Consider the following 19,150-nt stretch of genomic DNA (forward strand, 5'->3'; position numbering starts at 1 on the left):
CTGTATGCATACCCCGACTTCGAAAGAACATGAAAGGTAGCTCCGGTGGCTCCCAAGGCTTCGTCCGATCTGTTCTCTCAGATCGTCAATTCCGGTCCTGGATCGTTTCTCGCCAAGCAGCTCGGCGTTCCCCAACCCGAGACGCTGCGCCGCTACCGGGCCGGTGAACCGCCGCTGGCCGGGGCCCTGCTGATCGGCGGCGAGGGCAGGGTCGTCGAGCCGCTGCGCGCCGCGCTGGACGCCGACTACGACCTGGTGGGCAACAACCTGGGCGGCCGGTGGGCCGACAAGTTCGGCGGCCTGGTGTTCGACGCCACCGGCATCACCACGCCCGAGAAGCTCAGGGGCTTGTACGAGTTCTTCACCCCGCTGCTGCGCAATCTGGGCCATTCCGCGCGCGTGGCCGTGGTCGGCACCACGCCCGACGCCGCCGCCAGCCCGCACGAGCAGATCGCCCAGCGCGCCCTGGAGGGCTTCACCCGTTCGCTGGGCAAGGAGCTGCGCAACGGCTCGACGGTGGCGCTGGTGTACCTGTCGCCGAATGCCAAACCCGCCGCGACGGGCCTGGAATCGACGATGCGGTTCATTTTGTCGGCCAAGTCTGCCTACGTCGACGGCCAGGTCTTCTACGTCGGGGATGCGGACTCCACGCCCCCGGCCGACTGGGATCGCCCGCTGGACGGCAAGGTCGCGATCGTGACCGGTGCGGCCCGCGGGATCGGTGCGACGATCGCCGAGGTATTCGCCCGCGACGGCGCGCGTGTGGTCGCGATCGACGTGGAATCGGCCGCCGAGGCGCTGGCCGAGACGGCCAGTCGGGTCGGGGGCACCGCGTTGTGGCTGGACGTCACCGCGGAGGACGCCGTCGACAAGATCACCGAGCACCTGCGCGAGCATCACGGCGGCCGCGCCGACGTCCTGGTCAACAACGCCGGCATCACCCGCGACAAGTTGCTGGCCAACATGGACGACGCTCGCTGGGATGCCGTGCTGGCGGTCAATCTGCTTGCCCCGCTGCGCCTTACCGAAGGGCTGGTGGCCAACGGCACTCTCGGCGAGGGCGGCCGGGTGATCGGCCTGTCGTCGATGGCCGGCATCGCCGGCAACCGCGGCCAGACCAACTACGCGACCACCAAGGCCGGAATGATCGGCCTCACCCAGGCGCTGGCCCCGGAGCTCTACGGCAAGGGCATCACGATCAACGCCGTCGCTCCGGGATTCATCGAAACCCAGATGACGGCGGCCATCCCGCTGGCCACCCGCGAGGTCGGGCGCCGGCTGAACTCGCTGCTGCAGGGCGGGCAGCCGGTGGACGTCGCCGAAACCATCGCCTACTTCGCCAGCCCGGCGTCAAATGCGGTGACGGGTAACGTCATTCGCGTCTGCGGCCAGGCCATGTTGGGCGCCTAGAGGAAAAGGCTGTCGAGGAGAACACCATGAACCAGCCAAGCGGCCTGAAGAACATGCTGCGCGCGGCCGCCGGGACTCTGCCGGTGGTATCCCGCGGAAACGAGGTGCCCACCCGCACGGTGACCGTCGAGGAACTGCCGATCGACCGCGCGAACGTGGCCGAGTACGCGGGCGTCACCGGCCTGCGCTACGGCAACCACGTGCCGCTGACCTACCCGTTCGCGCTGGCCTTCCCGGCGGTGATGTCGCTGGTGACCGGCTTCGACTTCCCGTTCGCCGCAATGGGTTCGGTGCACACCGAGAACCACATCACCCAATACCGCCCGATCGCGGTCACCGACACCGTCGGCGTGCGCGTGCACGCCGAGAACCTGCGCGAACACCGCAAGGGCCTGCTGGTCGATGTGGTGACCGACGTCAGCGTCGGCAATGACACCGCCTGGCACCAGGTGACGACTTTCCTGCACCAGCAGCGGACCAGCCTGTCCGACGAACCCAAGCCGCCCCCGCAGAAGCAGCCCAAGCTGGCGCCGCCGTCGACCGTGCTGCGCATCAGCCCGGGGCTGATCCGGCGCTACGCCGATGTCGGGGGCGATCACAACCCGATCCACACCAACCCGGTCGCGGCCAAACTGTTCGGGTTCCCGACCGTGATCGCGCACGGAATGTTCAGTGCCGCAGCGGTATTGGCGAACATCGAGGCGCAAATTCCCGATGCGGTCCGGTATTCGGTGCGGTTCGGCAAACCAGTGGTGCTGCCCGCGACCGCCGGGCTTTACATCGACGAACACGACGGCGGCTGGGACATTTCGCTGCGCAACATCGCCAAGGGATACCCGCACCTGACCGGCACGGTCCGGGCGCTTTAGTTATGACCGCGGCGACCCGCCAACGCCGCGCTCTCGACCGTCACTAGCCCGCATGCGTCGTACTGCGGCCCTGGGCAAGTACTTTGAGCGCGTAGGCGCTGGTTGCGGTCAGCAGGAAGAGTAGGAACAGCCACAGCGGGGGCCGGGCGAGTTCCCACACGAAGATCGCCGCCCAGATCGGTGAGCCCTGGGTGACGGCGAGCACGCCGGCGGCGCCGGCCAGCGACACCGCCGGCACGTGCAGGTGCGTCCCGGTCGCCCAGTTGATCGCCAACACCAGCGCCGCCCCGGCCGCGGCGCCGGTGGCCAGCGACGGCGTGAGCAGTCCGCCGGCCCCACCGGCGCGCAGAAACAGCGCGGTCAGTAGGGGTTTCAGCGCCAGAATCGCCAGCGCGGACAGCAAGGTCATGCCGCTGGTCAGGCTGACCGTCAGGATGCTTCGGCCGTTGCCGGGCAACTCGGGCCACCAATGCGAACAGATCCCCATCACCAGGCCCGCACCGGCGAGCGCGGGGATCAGCATCGGAGTCCGCCATTGGCGGGCCGGCCGGGCCACGGCCATCAACCGGTTGAAAGCCAGTCCCACCGCGAGGGCCACCGGCGCCAGCAGCAAGCCGTGCGCGGTGAGCAGATAGGTCGACTCCTCGATCGGCCACTGCAGGTTGGGCTGATCGCGGGTGATCGCCGAGCCGACGGCGACCGCCAAGCCGGAGGAGAGAAACGCCGCACCGACCGCCCGTGGCTGCCAGGTGGTGAGCAGGATTCGGATCGAGAACAGCGCGCCGGCCAGCGGAACCGCATACACCGCGCCCAGGCCTGCCCCCGCCGCGCAGGCCAGCAGGATCTCGCGGTCGCGCGCTGCGAGCCGCTTGAGCCATCCGGTTCCCAAATCGCTTAGCGCAGCAGCGAATTGGCGTGGGGCCCCTTCTCTTCCGAGCGATGCCCCCGATCCGACGAGCAGCACCTGCAGCATGGCGTCGACGCTCCAGGAAAGCCACGGGACGGGTTCGCGACGGGCGATGGTCTGTGCCAGCGGCGGCACCTCGGCCCGGCGCCGCAGCAGCCACCACCCCAGGCCCGCGACGGCGGCGCCGATCATCGGGCCGACAACGCGGCGGATCGGGCTGCTGGCGGCCACCCCGGCCAGCAGCGCGCCGAAACTGTAGTGGTAGATGGCGTGCTGGACGACGCGCAGCACGAACGTCGTCGTCAATCCGGCAACTCCGGCGAGCAACCCGACGATGATCACCGCGCAAAAGAAGTCGAGGTTCCCACGCTCCGAACTGGGGGCGCTGATGCGGGCCACCTGAACGAATGTAGGCCTAGTCGCCGGCGCTCTCCGAGCCGCCCGCGTCGGGGTGGACCCCGGCCGGCTCCCGCTCCGCCGGCGAGCCCTTGAGGCCGTACCAGAACAGGTCGATCATCAGCTGCGCGGCCTCCTCGACGTCGACGTCGCCGGCGCTGAGCCGGTTGGCGACAGCCTCACCGGCACCCACCAGGGCGACCGCCATCATCTCGTGCTCCTGCTCGGAGCGCGGGTTGCGGCTACCCGCCCGCATCAGCCCGGCCACCAGGTCGACGATCTGCTCGCGTCCCTCACGGACCATGTGGGCGAACGCCTGCGAGCTGGTGGCCTGGGTGTACATCACGATCCAGGACGCCCGGTTGGCGTCGATGTAGCGCATGAACGCCGCAATGGTGTTGCGCAGCATGTCGTTGGGGCTCTGCTGGAAATCGATGTCGGCGCGCACCGCGTCGATGAACCGGCCCATCTCCCGGTTCAGGCAGGCGCCGAACAGGTCCTCCTTGGAGCCGTAGTACAGGTACAGCATCGGCTTGGAGATCTGAGCCTCGGCCGCGATGGCGTCCATCGAAGTCTCGTGATAGCCGTTGACCGAGAACATCTGCACGGCGGCGTCGAGCATCTGCTGCTCGCGGACGGCACGAGGTAGCCGCTTGGTACCACCCGCCATCGCTTGCCTCTCCAGCCCGTCTATCTGACTCAAGAGTAAGCAATGCGGTGGGGTGTCACACCGGCTAGTGGCCGCAGTTGGGGCCGGGGCCCTTCATGGTCGCCACCCGCACCAGCGACTCGTCGACCTGCTTGGCCGGCAGGTCGCCGGACGCCACCGCCTGTTGCAACCGGTCCAAGACCGCCGGCACCTCGTCGGTGGTGACCCACAGCGCGACGTCGACGCCGGCGCGCAGGCTGCGCAGCACCGCCTCCGATACCCCGTACCGGTCGGAGATGGCGGCCATGCTGGACAGGTCGTCGCTGAACACCGGGCCGGTGAATGGCGGGCCCTTGTAGCCGACCCCGTTGCGCAGCAGCTGCACCGCCTCGGGACTCAGGCTGGCGGGGACGTCACCGGTGAGACCGGGAACCTGCAAGTGGCCCACCATCACTCCGACCGGCGGGACGGCCACCAGCGTCCGGTACGGAACCAGGTCATTGTTCTGCAGGGCGTCCAGCGGCGGCGTGACCACGCCCCCGGTATGCGAATCACCCGAGCCGTGCCCATGGCCGGGAAAATGTTTGAGCACCGGCAGCAGGCCGGCGTCCCGCAGGCCCTGCGCATAGGCCCCGGCGTAATCGGTGACCTTGGCCGGATCCGCGCTGAACGACCGATTGCCGATCACGGCGTCGTCGGGTTCGTCGCTGACGTCGACGACGGGCGCGAAGTCGACGGTGATGCCCAAGTCGTGCATCTTCTTGCCGCGGTCGGCCGCCAGGTCGTGCACCTGCTGGACCGTTTGCGTCTGCGCCAGCTCGCGCGGCGACGGCGACGTCCCGATCAGCGACTTGAGCCGCGAGACCCGGCCGCCCTCTTCGTCGACGCTGACCGCCAGCGGCAGCGGCCCCGCCTTGCCCGCGATGTCGGCCAGCGGCCCCTGGAAGATCGACAGGTCGGTCCAGCTGCCGATGAAGATGCCGCCCACGTGATAGCCGTTGACGACGGCCCGGGCGTCGTCGGCGTTCTTCACCCCCACCATCAGCAACTGGGCGAGTTTGTCACGGATCCCCAGCGTCGCCGGCACCGCCGACGGGTCGGCGCACACCGGCGGCGCCGGGGCGGCCACCGGCTTGCTCGACGTCGACGTCGACGGGCGGGACGGGTGCGCGGCGTGGTGGCCGCAACCGGCCACCAGCATCGACGCGGCTGCGAGCGCGGCCAAGGCGCGCGAAAATGCCATCGGGCCATGCTTTCACGGCGGGCGTTTCGTGCTCGGCTGCAGGGGGCATCAACGGTACGTTGCTGATCGGGGGGGCTGGTGCCGGTCGCGGCGCCGATTGACTGGCAGGGAGGAGCCAGCGATTAACGGTTTCACGTTGGCCGCCGCGGTCAGCGTCGCGGTGGGGTTGTCGGTCGGGGTGGCGAGCACGGTCGGGATCACACTCGCGGTGGCCGACCACAGCCTGGTTCAGGTGCCGAGCCTGCAGCGTCCCGCCCTTCCGGCCGGTCCCTATCAGGTGGAATACGGCGACCGCTGTTTCCACGGACACTGTCTGCACTGGTGACCAGCGCTCCGGGGAAGCCGGCACGCTTCTGCTAGGTTGGCTAAGTCGAAGTCATGACCGCGAGCCGACACTCAGGAGCCGTCGATGAACCGGATCGTTGCGCCCGCCGCAGCGAGCGTTGTGGTTGGCCTGCTGCTCGGCGCGGCCGCGATCTTCGGGATCACGTTGATGGTCCAGCAAGACACGAAGCCGCCACTCCCCGGGGGCGATCCGCAGTCGTCAGTGCTCAACCGGGTCGAGTACGGCAACCGTAGCTAGCCGGTCGCGGACGGGGACCGAACCGCCGGTCTCATGCTCCACGGCTGGGCCTGTGGCGCGCCGGTGGTTGTGGGTGGTCGGTGCGATCGCGCTGGCCCTGACGTTCGCCCAGTCCCCCGGTCGGATCTCCCCCGACACCAAGCTTGACCTGACCGCGAACCCGCTGCGCTTTCTGGCCCGGGCGACCAATCTGTGGAACAGCGAGCTGCCGTTCGGACAGGCGCAGAACCAGGCCTACGGGTACCTGTTTCCGCACGGCACGTTCTTTCTGGTCGGCCACGCGTTGGGCGTTCCCGGCTGGATCACCCAGCGGCTGTGGTGGGCGCTGCTGCTCACCGTGGGCTTCTGGGGGCTGTTGCGGGTCGCCGAGGCGCTGCGGATCGGCAGCCCGGCCTCACGGGTGCTCGCCGCGGCCGCGTTCGCGCTGTCGCCGCGGGTGCTGACCACGCTGGGATCGATCTCGTCGGAAACACTGCCGATGATGTTGGCGCCGTGGGTGTTACTGCCCACGATCCTGGCCCTGCGAGGCTCCAGCGACCGGTCGGTGCGCGCGCTGGCCGGGCAGGCGGGCCTGGCCGTCGCGCTGATGGGCGCGGTGAACGCCATCGCGACCGTGGCCGGTTGCCTGCCGGCAGTCATCTGGTGGGCATGCCACCGGCCGAACCGGTTGTGGTGGCGGTACACCGGGTGGTGGCTCGTCGCGCTGGTGTTGGCGACGCTGTGGTGGGTGGTGGCGCTGGTGATGCTGCGCGCCATCAGCCCGCCGTTTCTGGACTTCATCGAATCCTCCGGCGTGACGACGCAATGGTCGTCACTGGTCGAGATGCTGCGCGGCACCGACAGCTGGACCCCGTACGTGGCGCCGACCGCCACCGCGGGCGCTCCCCTGGTGACCGGCTCGGCGGCCGTGCTCGGCACCTGCCTGGTCGCGGCGGCCGGACTGGCGGGGCTCGCGAGCCCGGCCATGCCGGCGCGCGGGCGGCTGGTGACCATGCTGTTGGCCGGCGTGGTGTTGATGGCCGCGGGATACAGCGGCGGCCTTGGTTCACCGGTGGCGCACGCGGTGCAAGCCTTCCTGGACGCCGGCGGCGCCCCGCTGCGCAACGTGCACAAGCTCGGGTCGGTGATCAGGATCCCGGTGGTGCTGGGCCTGGCCCAGCTGCTGGGGCGGATTCCGCTGCCGGGCAGCGCGCCAATGTCGGTGTGGTCGCGGGCCTTTGCACACCCGGAGCGGGACAAACGGATCGCGACCGCGATCGTGGTCGTGACGGCGTTGATGGTCAGCACGTCACTGGCGTGGACCGGGCGGCTGGCCCCGCCGGGAACCTTCACCGCGATCCCGCAGTATTGGCAGCAGGCCGCCGACTGGCTCACCGAGCACAACACCGGGAAACCGACACCCGGGCGGGTGCTCGTGGTTCCGGGTGCGCCGTTCGCCACCCAGGTGTGGGGCACCAGCCACGACGAGCCGCTGCAGGTGCTCGGTGCCAGCCCGTGGGGCGTGCGGGATTCCATTCCGCTGACCCCACCGCAGACCATCCGGGCGCTGGATTCGGTGCAGCGCCTGTTCGCCGCCGGCCGCCCATCGGCCGGATTGGCCGATACCCTTGCCCGGCAAGGCATTTCATTCATCGCGCTACGTAACGACCTGGACCCCGACACGTCACGCTCGGCGCGCCCCATTTTGGTGCACCGCGCCATCGACGGGTCGCCCGGACTCCGCAAGGTCGCACAGTTCGGCGCGCCGGTGGGCCCCGGCACGCTGGCGGGGTTCGTCACCGACAGCGGACTGCGGCCGCGGTATCCGGCGGTCGAGATCTTTGCAGTCGGCGGCGACGACGACCCTGCCACACCGTATTTCGTCGACACCGACCGGCTGGCCCTGGTCGACGGCGGGCCCGAGGCGCTGCTGCGTCTCGACGAGCGGCGGCGGCTGCTCGGTCAGCCGCCGCTGGGACCGGCACTGCTGACCGCCGACGCGCGCGGTGCCGGGCTGCCGATGAACGCCGGGGTGACCATCACCGACACCCCGATGGCACGGGAGACGGATTACGGCCGGGTGGACCAACATTCGTCGGCCATCCGGGCCCCCGGCGATGCCCGACACACCTACAACCGGGTGCCCGACTATCCGGTGCCCGGCGCCGATCCGGTGGCCGGCGCCTGGACCGGCGGCCGGATCACTGTCTCGAGTTCGTCATCGGATTCCACCGCAATGCCCGACGTCGCACCGGCGAATTCACCGGCCGCGGCGGTCGACGGCGACTCGGGGACCGCCTGGGTGTCCAATTCGCTGCAGGCCGCCGTCGGTCAATGGATGCAGATCGATTTCGACCACCCGGTGACGAACGCGGCGATCACGTTGACACCCAGCGCCACCGCCGTCGGCGCCCAGGTACGCCGCATCCTGATCGAAACCGCCACCGGCAGCACCACTTTGCGCTTCGACGAGCCGGGCAAGCCGCTTGCCGCAGCGCTCCCCTTCGGCGAGACCCCCTGGGTACGGATCACCGCGGCGGGCACCGACGACGGGTCCGCCGGGGTGCAGTTCGGCATCACCGATCTGTCGATCACCCAGTACGACGCGTCCGGATTCGCCCATCAGGTGGACCTGCGGCACACCGTGCGGGTGCCCGGACCCCCGCCGGGATCGGCGATCACCGGGTGGGACCTGGGATCGGGACTGCTGGGCAGGCCGGGTTGCGCCCAGGCGCCCGACGGTGTGCGCTGCGCGCCGTCGATGGCCCTGGCCCCGGAAGAGCCGGTCACTTTCAGCCGGACCCTGACCGTGCCGACGGCGATGTCGGTGACGCCGATGGTGTGGGTGCGTCCGCGCCAGGGACCCAAGCTGGCTGACCTGCTCACCGAGCCGAATACCGCTGTGGCGCATGGCGATTCCGATACGGTGGATGTCCTCGGCTCGGCGTACGCGGCCACCGACGGCGACCCGGCCACCGCGTGGACGGCGCCGCAGCGGGTGGTGCAGCACAAGACGCCGGCGACCCTGACCCTCACGCTGCCCCGCCCCACTGAGGTCACCGGGGTGCGGCTGGCTCCCAGCCGGTCAACGCTGCCCGCGCACCCGACCATGGTGGCCGTCAACCTTGGCGATGGCCCGCAAGCCGCCGCCGTGCAACCCGACGGCGCGCAGATCGTGTCGCTGAAACCTCGGGTGACCGACACCGTGACCGTCAGCCTGCTGAATTGGCAGGACGTCATCGACCGCAACGCCTTGGGTTTCGACCAGCTCAAGCCACCCGGGCTGGCCGAGGTCGCGGCGCTGGGCGCCGACGGAAACCCGATCGCACCCGCCGACGCGGCCCGCAACCGCAGCCGGGACGTCACCGTCGGCTGCGACCACGGACCCGTCATCGCGGTCGCGGGTCGGTTCGTGCACACCGCAATACACACCACCGTGGGGGCCATCCTGGACGACGCGCCCCTGCCCGCGGTGCCCTGCGACCGCGACCCGATCGCGCTACCCGCGGGCCAACAGGAGCTGTTGATCAGCCCCGGCGCTCAGTTCGTGGTGGACGGGGCCGAACTGACCACTCCGTCCGCCCCCGAAACCGCACGGCCCGTGCGTGTTTCGTCATGGCAAACCTGGGGCCCGGCGCGACGCGAAGTGCAGGCACCCGCGTCGCCCACCTCCCGGGTACTGGTCATCCCGGAAAGCATCAACCCGGGCTGGGTGGCGCACACCAGCACCGGGGCCCGGTTGACCCCGATCGCCGTCAACGGGTGGCAGCAGGGCTGGGTGGTGCCCGCGGGGCAGGCCGGCACCATCACGCTGACGTTCGCCTACAACTCGCTCTACCGGGCCGGCCTGGCGGTGGGCCTGGCCCTGTTGCCGCTGCTGGCGATGCTCGCGCTGTGGCGCAGCCGACGAAAGGACGTCGACGACGTGCCCGTGCGGCCATGGCGCCCCGGCGCATGGGCGGCCATCCCGGCGCTGGCCGCGGCGGGCGTGATCGCCGGCCTGGGCGGTCTGGCGGTGATGGGCGCCGCCCTGGGCCTGCGGTACGCGCTGCACCCGTGGCGCTGGGCACGCCTCAGCGCGGTGGGCAGCGCCGGTGGGCTGATCCTGGCCGGGGCGGCGCTGTCACGGCAGCCCTGGCGGTCGGCCGACGGCTACGCCGGCCATTCCGCCAGTGTCCAGTTGCTGGCGCTGATTTCGCTTGCGGTGCTTGCCGCTTCGGTGATTGCCATCCCCGGCCGCGCGCGGGGGCCGCTCGACACATAGTTGGCCGGGCTATTGGCTACCCGTTTACCGGCTGATTGACTGGATATGCGGGTCGGCGTAACCGTCACCAACCGAGGAGTTCGCGCCATGGAGTGGTTTTCCGCACCCGGATATTGGGTGGGCAGACTGGTGCTCGAACGCGGCGCGGCGGCGATTTACCTGCTCGGCTTCGTCGCGGCCGCGCTCCAGTTCCGCGCGCTGATCGGCGAGCATGGCATCCTGCCCGTTCCGCAGTTCTTGGCGAGGCACTCATTTTGGCGGACGCCCAGCCTTTTTCACCTGCGCTATTCCGATCGGCTGTTTTCAGCGGTCGCCTGGTTCGGCGCGGCGCTGTCGGCGGCGATCGTCGCCGGCGCCGCCGACGCGGTACCGCTGGGGGCCGCGATGGCGATGTGGCTGGCGCTGTGGGTGCTCTACCTGTCGATCGTTAACGTCGGCCAGACCTGGTATTCGTTCGGCTGGGAGTCGCTGCTGCTCGAAACCGGATTCCTGATGATCTTCCTGGGCAATCACGACGTCGCGCCGCCGGTGCTGACGCTGTGGATGGTTCGGCTGCTGTTGTTCCGGGTGGAGTTCGGGGCCGGACTGATCAAGCTGCGCGGCGACCCGTGCTGGCGTGATCTGACTTGTTTGTACTACCACCATGAGACGCAACCCATGCCGGGGCCGTTGAGTTGGTTCTTCCACCATCTGCCTAAGCCACTGCATCGAATTGAAGTGGCGGGCAATCATTTCGCGCAGCTGATCGTGCCGTTCGGGTTGTTCGCACCGCAGCCGGTGGCCAGCGCCGCCGCCGCGATCATCGTCGTCACCCAGTTGTGGCTGGTCGCCTCGGGCAATTTCGCCTGGCTCAATTGGGTGACGATCGTGTTGGCGTTCAGCGCCATCGACGACGCGTCGCTGGCGATGGTGCTGCCCGACGGTCTGGTGCCCGCGCATGCGGGTGTGGCTGCGCCACCGCTGTGGTTCGTCGTACTGGTGGCCGCGATCACGGCCGCGGTGCTGTTCATGAGTTACTGGCCGCTGGCGAACATGTTGTCCTCGCGGCAGCGAATGAACATGTCGTTCAACTCGTTTCATTTGGTGAACACCTACGGGGCCTTCGGCAGCATCGGACGGGTCCGGCGGGAGGTGGTGATCGAAGGCACCGACGACGCGGTCATCTCCGCTCAAACCGTATGGCAGGAATACGAATTCAAGGGCAAACCGGGCGCGCTGCGCCGGCTGCCGAGGCAGTGGGCGCCCTATCATCTGCGCCTGGACTGGCTGATGTGGTTCGCGGCGATCTCGCCGGGCTACGCCCAGCCGTGGCTCGGGCCGTTCCTGTACCGGCTGCTGGTAAACGATCGACCGACGCTGCGGCTGTTGCGTCACAACCCGTTCCCCGATTCGCCGCCCCGCTATGTGCGGGCCCAGCTTTACCAGTACCGCTTCACTACGCCGGCCGAGCTGCGGCGCGATCGGGCCTGGTGGCATCGCGCCCTGATCGGCGGTTACGTGCCACCGACGGCCTTGTCGACGGCGACCAGCGCCGGTTGAGGGTCGCCCGGGGCTACTTCCGGTAGGACAGCGCTCCGGTGCCCGCAAGCTTGCCGCCTTCGACGATCAGATACTCAGGACGAATGGGCGTGCCGGCGAACCAGCTCTCCAGGATCTCCCGGGTGCCGGCCGCATAACGCGCCTGAGCCGACAGTGTGGTGCCCGAAACATGCGGTGTCATCGCGTTATTCGGCATGGTTCGCCAGGGGTGGTCGGGCGGTGGCGGCTGCGGATACCACACGTCTCCCGCGTAGCCCGCCAGCTGCCCGGACTTCAGGGCGTCCGCGATCGCCTCTGGGACCGTCTCCTCGGCGCGGGCGGTGTTGACGATGTATGAACCCCGCCGCATGGTCGAGATCAGCTGCTCGTTGAACATCCTGCGGGTGTCGTCATACAGCGGCGAGTGGATGGACACCACGTCGACCGCCCGCACCAGCGACTCGACCGTGGGATGGAACGTGACGTTGAGTTGTTTCTCCGCTTCCGGGGATAGACGGCGGGTGTCGGTGTAATGCAGGTTGACGTCGAACGGCGCCAGCCGACGCAGGACCGCACGCCCGATCCGGCCGGCCGCGATCAAGCCGACATCCATGCCCTCGAGGTCGTAGGCACGCTCGACGCAATCGGCGATGTTCCAGCCGCCTTCGGTCGCCCACCGGTGCGACGGGACGAAATTGCGTACCAGCGCCAGTATCTGCATCACCGTGTGCTCGGCGACGCTGATGCTGTTGCTGTAGGTCACCTCGGCCACGGTGATCCCGCGCTGTTGGGCCGCATCCAGGTCCACATGATCCGAGCCGATGCCGGCGGTCAGGGCCAGCTTGAGTCCCGGTGCCCGCGCGATGCGTTCACCGGTCAGGTAGGCCGGCCAAAACGGCTGCGAGATAACGATTTCCGCGTCGGCCAGCTCACGTTCGAATTCCGAGTCCGGGCCGTCCTTGTCCGAGGTCACCACCAATTCGTGCCCGGCGTCTTCGAAGAACTTACGCAGCCCCAGGGCGCCCGACACGCAGCCGAGGAGCTCACCAGGGGTGAAGTCGATCTTCGACGGACTGGGCACGGCGCTGCCGTCGGGGTAACTGTGGATGGGCGGAATGCTGTCGCGCGCGTAGCTCGGCGGATACCCGTCGACGGGGTCGGGGTAGAGCACCATCACACACTTGGCCATCGAAGTCTCCTTTAACCGGCGGTCGAACCCAGTCTCGCCAGCGCTCCGCCGCGGTGTCCAAGACAGGATTCCGACCGGCTGATAGGCGACGCCGATCAGCGCGGTTCGGACAGCTCGCTGAGCGTCGCGCCGATGCGGGCCTCACGCGCGGTCTGGCGCAGCGCGCGCGCCAACAACGAGCCCGGCTCCGCCCGGTTGGTCACCAGCGCTATCAACGCGGTGACCGACGGGCGGCGCAGCAGCAACACGCTCACCCCGGCGGGTACGCCCAGGGTGTGGATCCATGGTTGCGGCACGATGCTCGCCCAGCGGCCGGTACGCACGTGAGCGAACAGCGCGGCCACGGAATCGGTTTCCAGCTGCGGGGTCACCTGCAAACCGTGGGTGGCCAACGCGTCGTCGATGACCCGCCGGCCCCGCATGCCCTGGGTCAGCAGACACAGGGGCAGCTGCACGGCGTCGGACCACGCCATGGTGTTCGCCTGGCCGCCAACGAGTTCGGCGGCGGCGATGAGCACCGGCCGCTCGTGATACAGCGGGGTGACCAGCAGGTCGGCGGTGTCCTGTTGATCCGGATACAGGATGCCCGCGTCCAGTTCGAACTTGCGCACCCGCTGCACGATTCCGGCCGAGCGCAGGTTGACCTCGAGCTGAACCCGCACCAGCGGATGCGCCGCGCAGAACGGATCCGTCAGCAGCGCAACGGTAGTCGAAGCGGCCGGCACCACACCGAGCCGCAGCTCGCCGGTGAGGCCGGCCCGCAGTGCGGTGACTTCCTGTTTGAGGGCGTCGCGGTCGGCCAGGATGCGCCGCGCCCACGGCACCAGCCGCTCGCCCTCCGGGGTGAGACCCTCGAACTTTTGACCCCGCCGCACCAGCGGCACGTTGAGTTCGGACTCGAGCTTGCGAATCGCTTCCGACAGTGCCGGCTGTGACACGTAGCAGGCGCTCGCCGCGCGCGCGAAGTGGCGCTCTTGCGCGAGCGCGACGAAGTACTCCAGCTGACGGAACAGCATGTGCTATTCGACCACGGGCCCGGGGGATACCCGTTCCAGGCGCGCTCGCCGGTCAATGGGTCCTGGACACGATCAACAACGTCGCCTGCGCCGACGGTAGTGCGGTTCAGTATGCTGCCAGCTCCCACATGACGTGGGATCCCGACACCCTGGTGGGCACGGCACAGCGGACCTACATGATCCCGGCCTGCGGGCACCCGGCGGGCTACTCCTGCACCGACCAGATACAGATCAAGCAGTCGTCGTCCTGACCCGGGCCGGCGCGCCGTCTACAGCGTTTCGTCCAGCTCGCCGAGGCGGTCGGTCAGCCGTAGATTCTCGGAGTAGTCGACCGGGCAACTGATCAGTGAGACACCGTCGTCGTCCAGCGCGGTCCGCAGCGTGGGCAGCAGCTCCTCGGCGCTGTTGATCCGATATCCCTTGGCGCCGAAGCTTTGTGCATAGGTCACCACGTCGGGGTTGTTGAACTTCACGTAGTAGTGCGCCCCGAGTTCGAGGTCCATCTTCCATTCGATGAGGCCGTAACCGCCGTCCTCCCAGATCAGCACCACCAGCGGGATGCGCTCCCGCACGGCGGTCTCGATCTCCTGCGAGTTCATCAGGAACGCGCCGTCGCCGACGACGGCCAGCACCTTGGCCTCCGGCTGCGCCAGCTTGACGCCCAGCGCCCCCGGCAGGGCGAAACTCATGGTGGACAACCCGTTTGAGATCAAACACGTGTTCCGCTCGTACGTCGGGTACAGCCGTGCCATCCACATCTTGGTGGCGCCGGTGTCGACCAGCACGATGTCGCTGCGGCCCAGGGCGGCGCGGGTGTCGGCGACCACCCGCGCGGGCGCCAACGGATAGCGCGAATCCTGTTGACCCCGTTCGAATTCCTCGCTCAGCAGGCCCGACCCTGGCACCTCGGCGGCATGGGCGAAGGTGTGACCGGACAGCGCGTCGGTGAGGGCGTTCAGCGAATCGCTGATGTCGCCGATGATTCCCACGTCGACCGAGTAGTGCGCGTCGACCTCGGCCGGGAACCGGTGAATGTGGATGATCTTCTTGTCGGCCTGCGGGTTGATCCGCACCGGGTCGAACTCCTGCAACTCGTAGCCGACGGCGATGACGGCGTCGGCGTTGTCGAACCCGAAGTTGACGTAGTCGTGCCGCATGAAGCCCAGGGTGCCGATGCTGTTGGGGTGATCGTCGGGCATGACGCCCTTGCCGTGGAAGGTGTTGGCCACCTGGATGCCGAATTCTTCCGAGAAGCGCACCAGGGCTTTGGTGGCGTCGGCGCGCGCGGCGCCGTGCCCGGCCAGCACCACCGGGCGCTTCGCGTTGCGCAGCACGTCGACCGCGCGGGCCACCTGGCGGGGGGCCGGCGCGTCGGCGCGGACGACGTTGCGCGGCAACGGCGCCAGGTCGTAGTCGGTCTCGTCGGCGTCGATGTGCTCGGGCACCGCCAGATAGACCGCGCCCGGACGTTCGGCCTCGGAGACTTTGAACGCCTTGCGGACCATCTCGGGGATGGCGCGCGCGGTCGGGACGCCGGCCGACCACCGGGTGATCGGGGCGAACATCGACACCAGGTCCACGTACTGGTGCGACTCCTTGAACTCCCGGTCGTGACCCACCTGTGCGGAGATGGCGACCATCGGGGTGCTGTTGGTGGTCGCGTCGGCCACACCGAGCTGCATGTTGATCGCGCCGGGGCCCAACGTGGCCGACACCACCGCCGCTCGCCCGGTGACCCTGCCGTACATCTCGGCCATGAACGAGGCGGCCTGCTCATGCCGGGTGAGCACATAGCGGATGGTCGACGACGCCAGCGCCTGTACGAACCGGATGTTCTCCTCGCCGGGCACCCCGAACACGACGGACACACCCTCGTTTTCCAGGCACTTGACGATCAGCTCAGCGGCTTTGCTCATCCGACACCTCCCTTATGGGAACGATAGTGGCAGGCTAGGTGTTGGACTCTCAGCCACCAAGCAACACGAACCCGATGAAGGAGGGCCGCCGTGCCCATCGCCACCATTAACCCGGCTACCGGCGAGACAGTGAAGACCTTCACCCCGGCCACCGATCAAGAAGTCGACGCCGCGATTGCCCGCGCCTACGAACGTTTCCTCGACTACCGCCACAACACCACGTTTGCCCAGCGCGCCCAGTGGGCAAACGCGACCGCCGACCTGCTGGAGGCGGAGGCCGACGACGTCGCTGCCATGATGACGCTGGAGATGGGCAAGACCCTGAAATCGGCCAAGGCCGAAGCGTTGAAGTGCGCCAAGGGTTTTCGCTATTACGCGCAGCACGCCGAACAGCTGCTGGCCGACGAGCCGGCCGACGCCAAGGCGGTGGGCGCCAAGAAGGCCTACACCCACTACCAGCCGCTCGGGGTGGTGCTGGCCGTGATGCCGTGGAACTTCCCGCTCTGGCAGGCCGTGCGGTTCGCCGCGCCGGCGCTGATGGCCGGCAACGTCGGGATCCTCAAGCACGCGTCCAACGTTCCGCAGACCGCGCTCTACCTGTCCGACGTCATCACCCGCGGCGGATTCCCCGAGGGGTGTTTTCAAACACTGCTCGTGTCTTCCAGCGCGGTCGAGCGCATCCTGCGCGACCCCCGGGTCGCGGCGGCCACCCTGACCGGCAGCGAACCGGCCGGCCAGTCGGTGGCCGCCATCGCCGGCGACGAGATCAAGCCGACCGTGCTCGAGCTCGGCGGTAGCGACCCGTTCATCGTGATGCCCTCGGCGAACCTGGACGAGGCCGCCAAGACCGCGGTCACCGCCCGGGTGCAGAACAACGGCCAGTCCTGCATCGCCGCAAAGCGGTTCATCATCCACACCGACATCTACGACGAGTTCGTGGACAAGTTCACCGAGCAGATGGAGGCGCTGACCGTCGGCGACCCGACGGACCCGGACACCGACGTGGGCCCGCTGGCCACCGAGTCGGGCCGCGACGACATCGCCAAGCAGGTCGACGACGCCGCGGCAGCGGGCGCCACGATCCACCTCGGTGGCAAGCCGATCGACCGGCCGGGGTGGTTCTACCCGCCGACCGTGGTCACCGACATCACCAAGGACATGGCCCTGTACACCGAGGAGGTGTTCGGCCCGGTCGCGTCGATGTACCGGGCGGCCGACATCGACGAGGCCATCGAGATCGCCAACGCCACCACGTTTGGCCTGGGCTCCAACGCCTGGACCAACGACGAGGCCGAGCAGCAGCGCTTCATCGATGACATCGAGGCCGGCCAGGTCTTCATCAACGGGATGACGGTGTCCTATCCCGAATTGGTGTTCGGCGGCATCAAGCGGTCCGGGTACGGACGCGAACTCGCCGGCCTGGGCATCCGCGCGTTCGTCAACGCCAAGACGGTGTGGGTCGGAGAATCCGAGAGCGGCTCCGCGGCCGGCGGCGACAAGGTCGAGTGACCGCGTCGCCGGGCCGCCGCCATCACACTCCCGCCAGCAGCTTCTCGTCCTCCTCGGCGAAGGTGTCTTCGAGCTGCACCGGTGAATAGTCGAGGTCGATCTCGCCGAGCGGGCGCCCGCGTGCGCTGGAAATGGTGCCGAAGCGTCGCATGCCCTTGTCGGCGGCGTACTGCATGAACTCGTCCACCGACAGACCGAAGGGCATCGGGTCGTAGAGGGCAAAGCCCTCTTCGATCAGACGCAGGCCGAGTGGCATCAGCTCGTTCATCCGCGTCTCGAAGACGCCCCAGTTGGCGTCGTCGGCGGCGACGTGGCGCCGGCAGGTGAAGGTGCCCCAGGCCATGTGCCGTCGCTCGTCGTCGCCAATGCGCCGCACCAACTCCTGCATGCCAGGCAGGATGCCGCGCTCCACGCAGATCTTGTGCCAGCCGAAGTAACCGGTCAGCGCCAGCATGCCTTCGACCATGTGGTTGTAGGTCACCGACGCACGCACCTGGGCGGCCGGCGACGGATCAATCGTCAGCGCGTTCAGGCAGGCGGGCAGCTCCTCGTAGAAGATCGTGCGGTAGGTCGGCACATCATCGAGGTAGTAGTGCAGGTCCTCGGTGACGCCGACGGCGTCGAGCCACATGCGGAACACCTGAACGTGTTTGGCTTCCTCGAAGGCGAACTGGGTCAGGTACATCTCGTCGCCGAGCCGGCCTTCGGCACGCATCGCGGCCATGAACGGCTGGATGTCCTGGGTCACCGACTCCTCGCCGGCGATGAATTCGGCGCACAGCCGGGTCGCGTAGCTGCGTTCGTCGTCGGTGAGCCGTTCCCAGTCCTCGCGGTCGCGGGAAAAGTCGATATCGGCCGGATTCCAAAACTTTGCGTTGCCGCCGGCAAACAGCTTGAGCGGCAAGCTGTCCCAGTTGAGGCCCCCCTGGGCCATCGAAGCTATATGGGTGCGGTTCATGTGACCTCCTCAGATCGTTTGCGGGTTGAGCTGATTGGCGGCGTTTTCGGCGCAGCCGAGAAGGCGGCCGCCAGCACCGCGACGAGCCTGCGCACGGCCAGCGCCGGCTGCTCCGGTGTGGGCTCGTCGAGCCCGAGGACCGGATCCAGGCCACGCATGTACGGCGCGAGTGCCAGGTGCGGAAATATCAACAGCAGCAACGACAAAAGCGCGTCGGTGTCGGAATCCGCACGCAGGTCGCCGCGGACGCGCGCGTCGCGGACGAGCGGTCGCATCACTTCCAGGTAGTGGCGGTGGATGACGTTCTGCACGCTGACGCGGGCTTCGGTGTCGACTTCCAGGGTTGCCGCGGCGTGCAGCGCGCGCTCATGCGGATGGTCCGCGAAGTAGGCCACCCACGCGTCGAGCCAGTCGGTGAGAAAGTCGAAGAAGGGCCGGCTGGGGTCGAGTTCGCGGATGCGGTCTTCCATGTAGGCACGCACCCGCTGGCTGCCGATGTCGGCGATGAACGCATACAGATCACGCTTGTCGGCGAAGTACTGGAACAGACTGCCCTTGGCGACGCCGGCGCGGCGCGCGATGACGTTCAGGCTGCCGCGCGAGAAGCCGTGCGCCCCGAACTCCGACTCCGCGGCTTCGATGATTGCGGCGCGACGAGCTGGGTCGACGCGCGCCCAGGTGACCGTTGGCAATGCCCCTCCTCGATCGAATGACCACTGGTCATCCTACTGTGATGGACCTCAC

Annotated in this window: 16 protein-coding genes; 8 read left to right on the top strand and 8 right to left on the bottom strand. The window is 68.5% G+C overall.

Going from position 1 to position 19,150, the window contains the following annotated elements; genetic code table 11:
- Positions 1–45: 45 nt before the first annotated feature.
- Together ACIUM1_RS12790 and ACIUM1_RS12795 are read left to right on the top strand one after the other, a co-directional pair.
- Entirely contained in the window at positions 46–1,410 is a 1,365-nt protein-coding gene (locus tag ACIUM1_RS12790) for a 3-oxoacyl-ACP reductase (RefSeq protein WP_406813071.1), read from the top strand.
- A gap of 26 nt (positions 1,411–1,436) precedes the next feature.
- Entirely contained in the window at positions 1,437–2,279 is an 843-nt protein-coding gene (locus ACIUM1_RS12795) for a MaoC/PaaZ C-terminal domain-containing protein (RefSeq protein ID WP_406813072.1), read from the top strand.
- A 43-nt stretch (positions 2,280–2,322) separates the two neighbouring features.
- On the opposite strand, the gene ACIUM1_RS12800 is transcribed toward ACIUM1_RS12795, so the two are convergent.
- From ACIUM1_RS12800 to ACIUM1_RS12810, 3 genes are all read right to left on the bottom strand, one after another.
- Positions 2,323–3,576 carry a chloride channel protein gene (locus ACIUM1_RS12800; protein ID WP_406817657.1) on the bottom strand — a complete coding sequence of 418 codons (1,254 nt, stop codon included), beginning with the start codon at positions 3,574–3,576 and terminating at the stop codon, positions 2,323–2,325.
- A 25-nt stretch (positions 3,577–3,601) separates the two neighbouring features.
- Positions 3,602–4,252 carry a TetR/AcrR family transcriptional regulator gene (locus tag ACIUM1_RS12805; RefSeq protein WP_406813073.1) on the bottom strand — a complete coding sequence of 217 codons (651 nt, stop codon included), beginning with the start codon at positions 4,250–4,252 and terminating at the stop codon, positions 3,602–3,604.
- 64 nt (positions 4,253–4,316) lie between these two features.
- Positions 4,317–5,474 carry a glycoside hydrolase family 3 N-terminal domain-containing protein gene (locus ACIUM1_RS12810; protein WP_406813074.1) on the bottom strand — a complete coding sequence of 386 codons (1,158 nt, stop codon included), beginning with the start codon at positions 5,472–5,474 and terminating at the stop codon, positions 4,317–4,319.
- A gap of 121 nt (positions 5,475–5,595) precedes the next feature.
- Between ACIUM1_RS12810 and ACIUM1_RS12815 the strand changes: the two genes are divergently transcribed.
- The 4 genes from ACIUM1_RS12815 to ACIUM1_RS12830 all read left to right on the top strand — a co-directional run bounded on the left by ACIUM1_RS12815 (position 5,596) and on the right by ACIUM1_RS12830 (position 11,839).
- The gene (locus ACIUM1_RS12815) at positions 5,596–5,799 is read left to right on the top strand and encodes a DUF2613 family protein (protein WP_406817658.1); all 204 of its coding nucleotides are present in this window, start codon (positions 5,596–5,598) and stop codon (positions 5,797–5,799) included.
- A gap of 84 nt (positions 5,800–5,883) precedes the next feature.
- A complete protein-coding gene (locus ACIUM1_RS12820) occupies positions 5,884–6,057 on the top strand; it encodes a DUF2613 domain-containing protein (RefSeq protein WP_007769006.1) in 174 nt (57 codons plus the stop codon).
- A gap of 52 nt (positions 6,058–6,109) precedes the next feature.
- Positions 6,110–10,300, top strand: a complete 4,191-nt coding sequence (locus tag ACIUM1_RS12825) for an alpha-(1->3)-arabinofuranosyltransferase family protein (RefSeq protein ID WP_406813075.1) — start codon at positions 6,110–6,112, stop codon at positions 10,298–10,300.
- Between the two features lie 87 nt (positions 10,301–10,387).
- On the top strand, positions 10,388–11,839 hold the full coding sequence (locus ACIUM1_RS12830; protein WP_406813076.1) for a lipase maturation factor family protein: 1,452 nt from the start codon (positions 10,388–10,390) through the stop codon (positions 11,837–11,839).
- 13 nt (positions 11,840–11,852) lie between these two features.
- Here the strand turns inward: ACIUM1_RS12830 and ACIUM1_RS12835 are convergent, their stop codons facing one another.
- Positions 11,853–13,007, bottom strand: coding sequence for an NAD-dependent formate dehydrogenase (locus ACIUM1_RS12835; protein WP_406813077.1), 1,155 nt, complete (start codon positions 13,005–13,007; stop codon positions 11,853–11,855).
- Positions 13,008–13,102: 95 nt separating this feature from the next.
- Positions 13,103–14,023 carry a LysR family transcriptional regulator gene (locus tag ACIUM1_RS12840; protein WP_406813078.1) on the bottom strand — a complete coding sequence of 307 codons (921 nt, stop codon included), beginning with the start codon at positions 14,021–14,023 and terminating at the stop codon, positions 13,103–13,105.
- A 128-nt stretch (positions 14,024–14,151) separates the two neighbouring features.
- Here ACIUM1_RS12840 and ACIUM1_RS12845 point away from each other — a divergent pair, with 128 nt between their 5' ends.
- Positions 14,152–14,274, top strand: coding sequence for a hypothetical protein (locus tag ACIUM1_RS12845; RefSeq protein ID WP_406813079.1), 123 nt, complete (start codon positions 14,152–14,154; stop codon positions 14,272–14,274).
- 18 nt (positions 14,275–14,292) lie between these two features.
- On the opposite strand, the gene ACIUM1_RS12850 is transcribed toward ACIUM1_RS12845, so the two are convergent.
- A complete protein-coding gene (locus tag ACIUM1_RS12850) occupies positions 14,293–15,939 on the bottom strand; it encodes an acetolactate synthase large subunit (RefSeq protein WP_406813080.1) in 1,647 nt (548 codons plus the stop codon).
- A gap of 90 nt (positions 15,940–16,029) precedes the next feature.
- On the opposite strand from ACIUM1_RS12850, the gene ACIUM1_RS12855 reads away from it, so the two are divergent.
- Entirely contained in the window at positions 16,030–17,448 is a 1,419-nt protein-coding gene (locus ACIUM1_RS12855; protein WP_406813081.1) for an NADP-dependent succinic semialdehyde dehydrogenase, read from the top strand.
- Positions 17,449–17,470: 22 nt separating this feature from the next.
- Here the strand turns inward: ACIUM1_RS12855 and ACIUM1_RS12860 are convergent, their stop codons facing one another.
- On the bottom strand, positions 17,471–18,406 hold the full coding sequence (locus ACIUM1_RS12860; RefSeq protein ID WP_406813082.1) for a R2-like ligand-binding oxidase: 936 nt from the start codon (positions 18,404–18,406) through the stop codon (positions 17,471–17,473).
- Positions 18,403–19,098, bottom strand: coding sequence for a TetR/AcrR family transcriptional regulator (locus tag ACIUM1_RS12865; RefSeq protein WP_406813083.1), 696 nt, complete (start codon positions 19,096–19,098; stop codon positions 18,403–18,405). The genes ACIUM1_RS12860 and ACIUM1_RS12865 overlap by 4 nt, the downstream gene beginning before the upstream one ends.
- Positions 19,099–19,150 lie beyond the last annotated feature (52 nt).

This window comes from Mycobacterium sp. M23085 (genome assembly GCF_045343915.1).
GTDB lineage: Bacteria > Actinomycetota > Actinomycetes > Mycobacteriales > Mycobacteriaceae > Mycobacterium.

What these genes read in the sequence shown, in the direction of transcription:
- ACIUM1_RS12795 (WP_406813072.1), top strand. Translation starts at nt 1,437, where the DNA reads ATGAACCAGCCAAGCGGCCTGAAGAACATGCTGCGCGCGGCCGCCGGG.
- ACIUM1_RS12805 (WP_406813073.1), bottom strand. Translation starts at nt 4,252, where the DNA reads ATGGCGGGTGGTACCAAGCGGCTACCTCGTGCCGTCCGCGAGCAGCAG.
- ACIUM1_RS12810 (WP_406813074.1), bottom strand. Translation starts at nt 5,474, where the DNA reads ATGGCATTTTCGCGCGCCTTGGCCGCGCTCGCAGCCGCGTCGATGCTG.
- ACIUM1_RS12820 (WP_007769006.1), top strand. Translation starts at nt 5,884, where the DNA reads ATGAACCGGATCGTTGCGCCCGCCGCAGCGAGCGTTGTGGTTGGCCTG.
- ACIUM1_RS12830 (WP_406813076.1), top strand. Translation starts at nt 10,388, where the DNA reads ATGGAGTGGTTTTCCGCACCCGGATATTGGGTGGGCAGACTGGTGCTC.
- ACIUM1_RS12835 (WP_406813077.1), bottom strand. Translation starts at nt 13,007, where the DNA reads ATGGCCAAGTGTGTGATGGTGCTCTACCCCGACCCCGTCGACGGGTAT.
- ACIUM1_RS12840 (WP_406813078.1), bottom strand. Translation starts at nt 14,023, where the DNA reads ATGCTGTTCCGTCAGCTGGAGTACTTCGTCGCGCTCGCGCAAGAGCGC.
- ACIUM1_RS12845 (WP_406813079.1), top strand. Translation starts at nt 14,152, where the DNA reads ATGACGTGGGATCCCGACACCCTGGTGGGCACGGCACAGCGGACCTAC.
- ACIUM1_RS12850 (WP_406813080.1), bottom strand. Translation starts at nt 15,939, where the DNA reads ATGAGCAAAGCCGCTGAGCTGATCGTCAAGTGCCTGGAAAACGAGGGT.
- ACIUM1_RS12860 (WP_406813082.1), bottom strand. Translation starts at nt 18,406, where the DNA reads ATGAACCGCACCCATATAGCTTCGATGGCCCAGGGGGGCCTCAACTGG.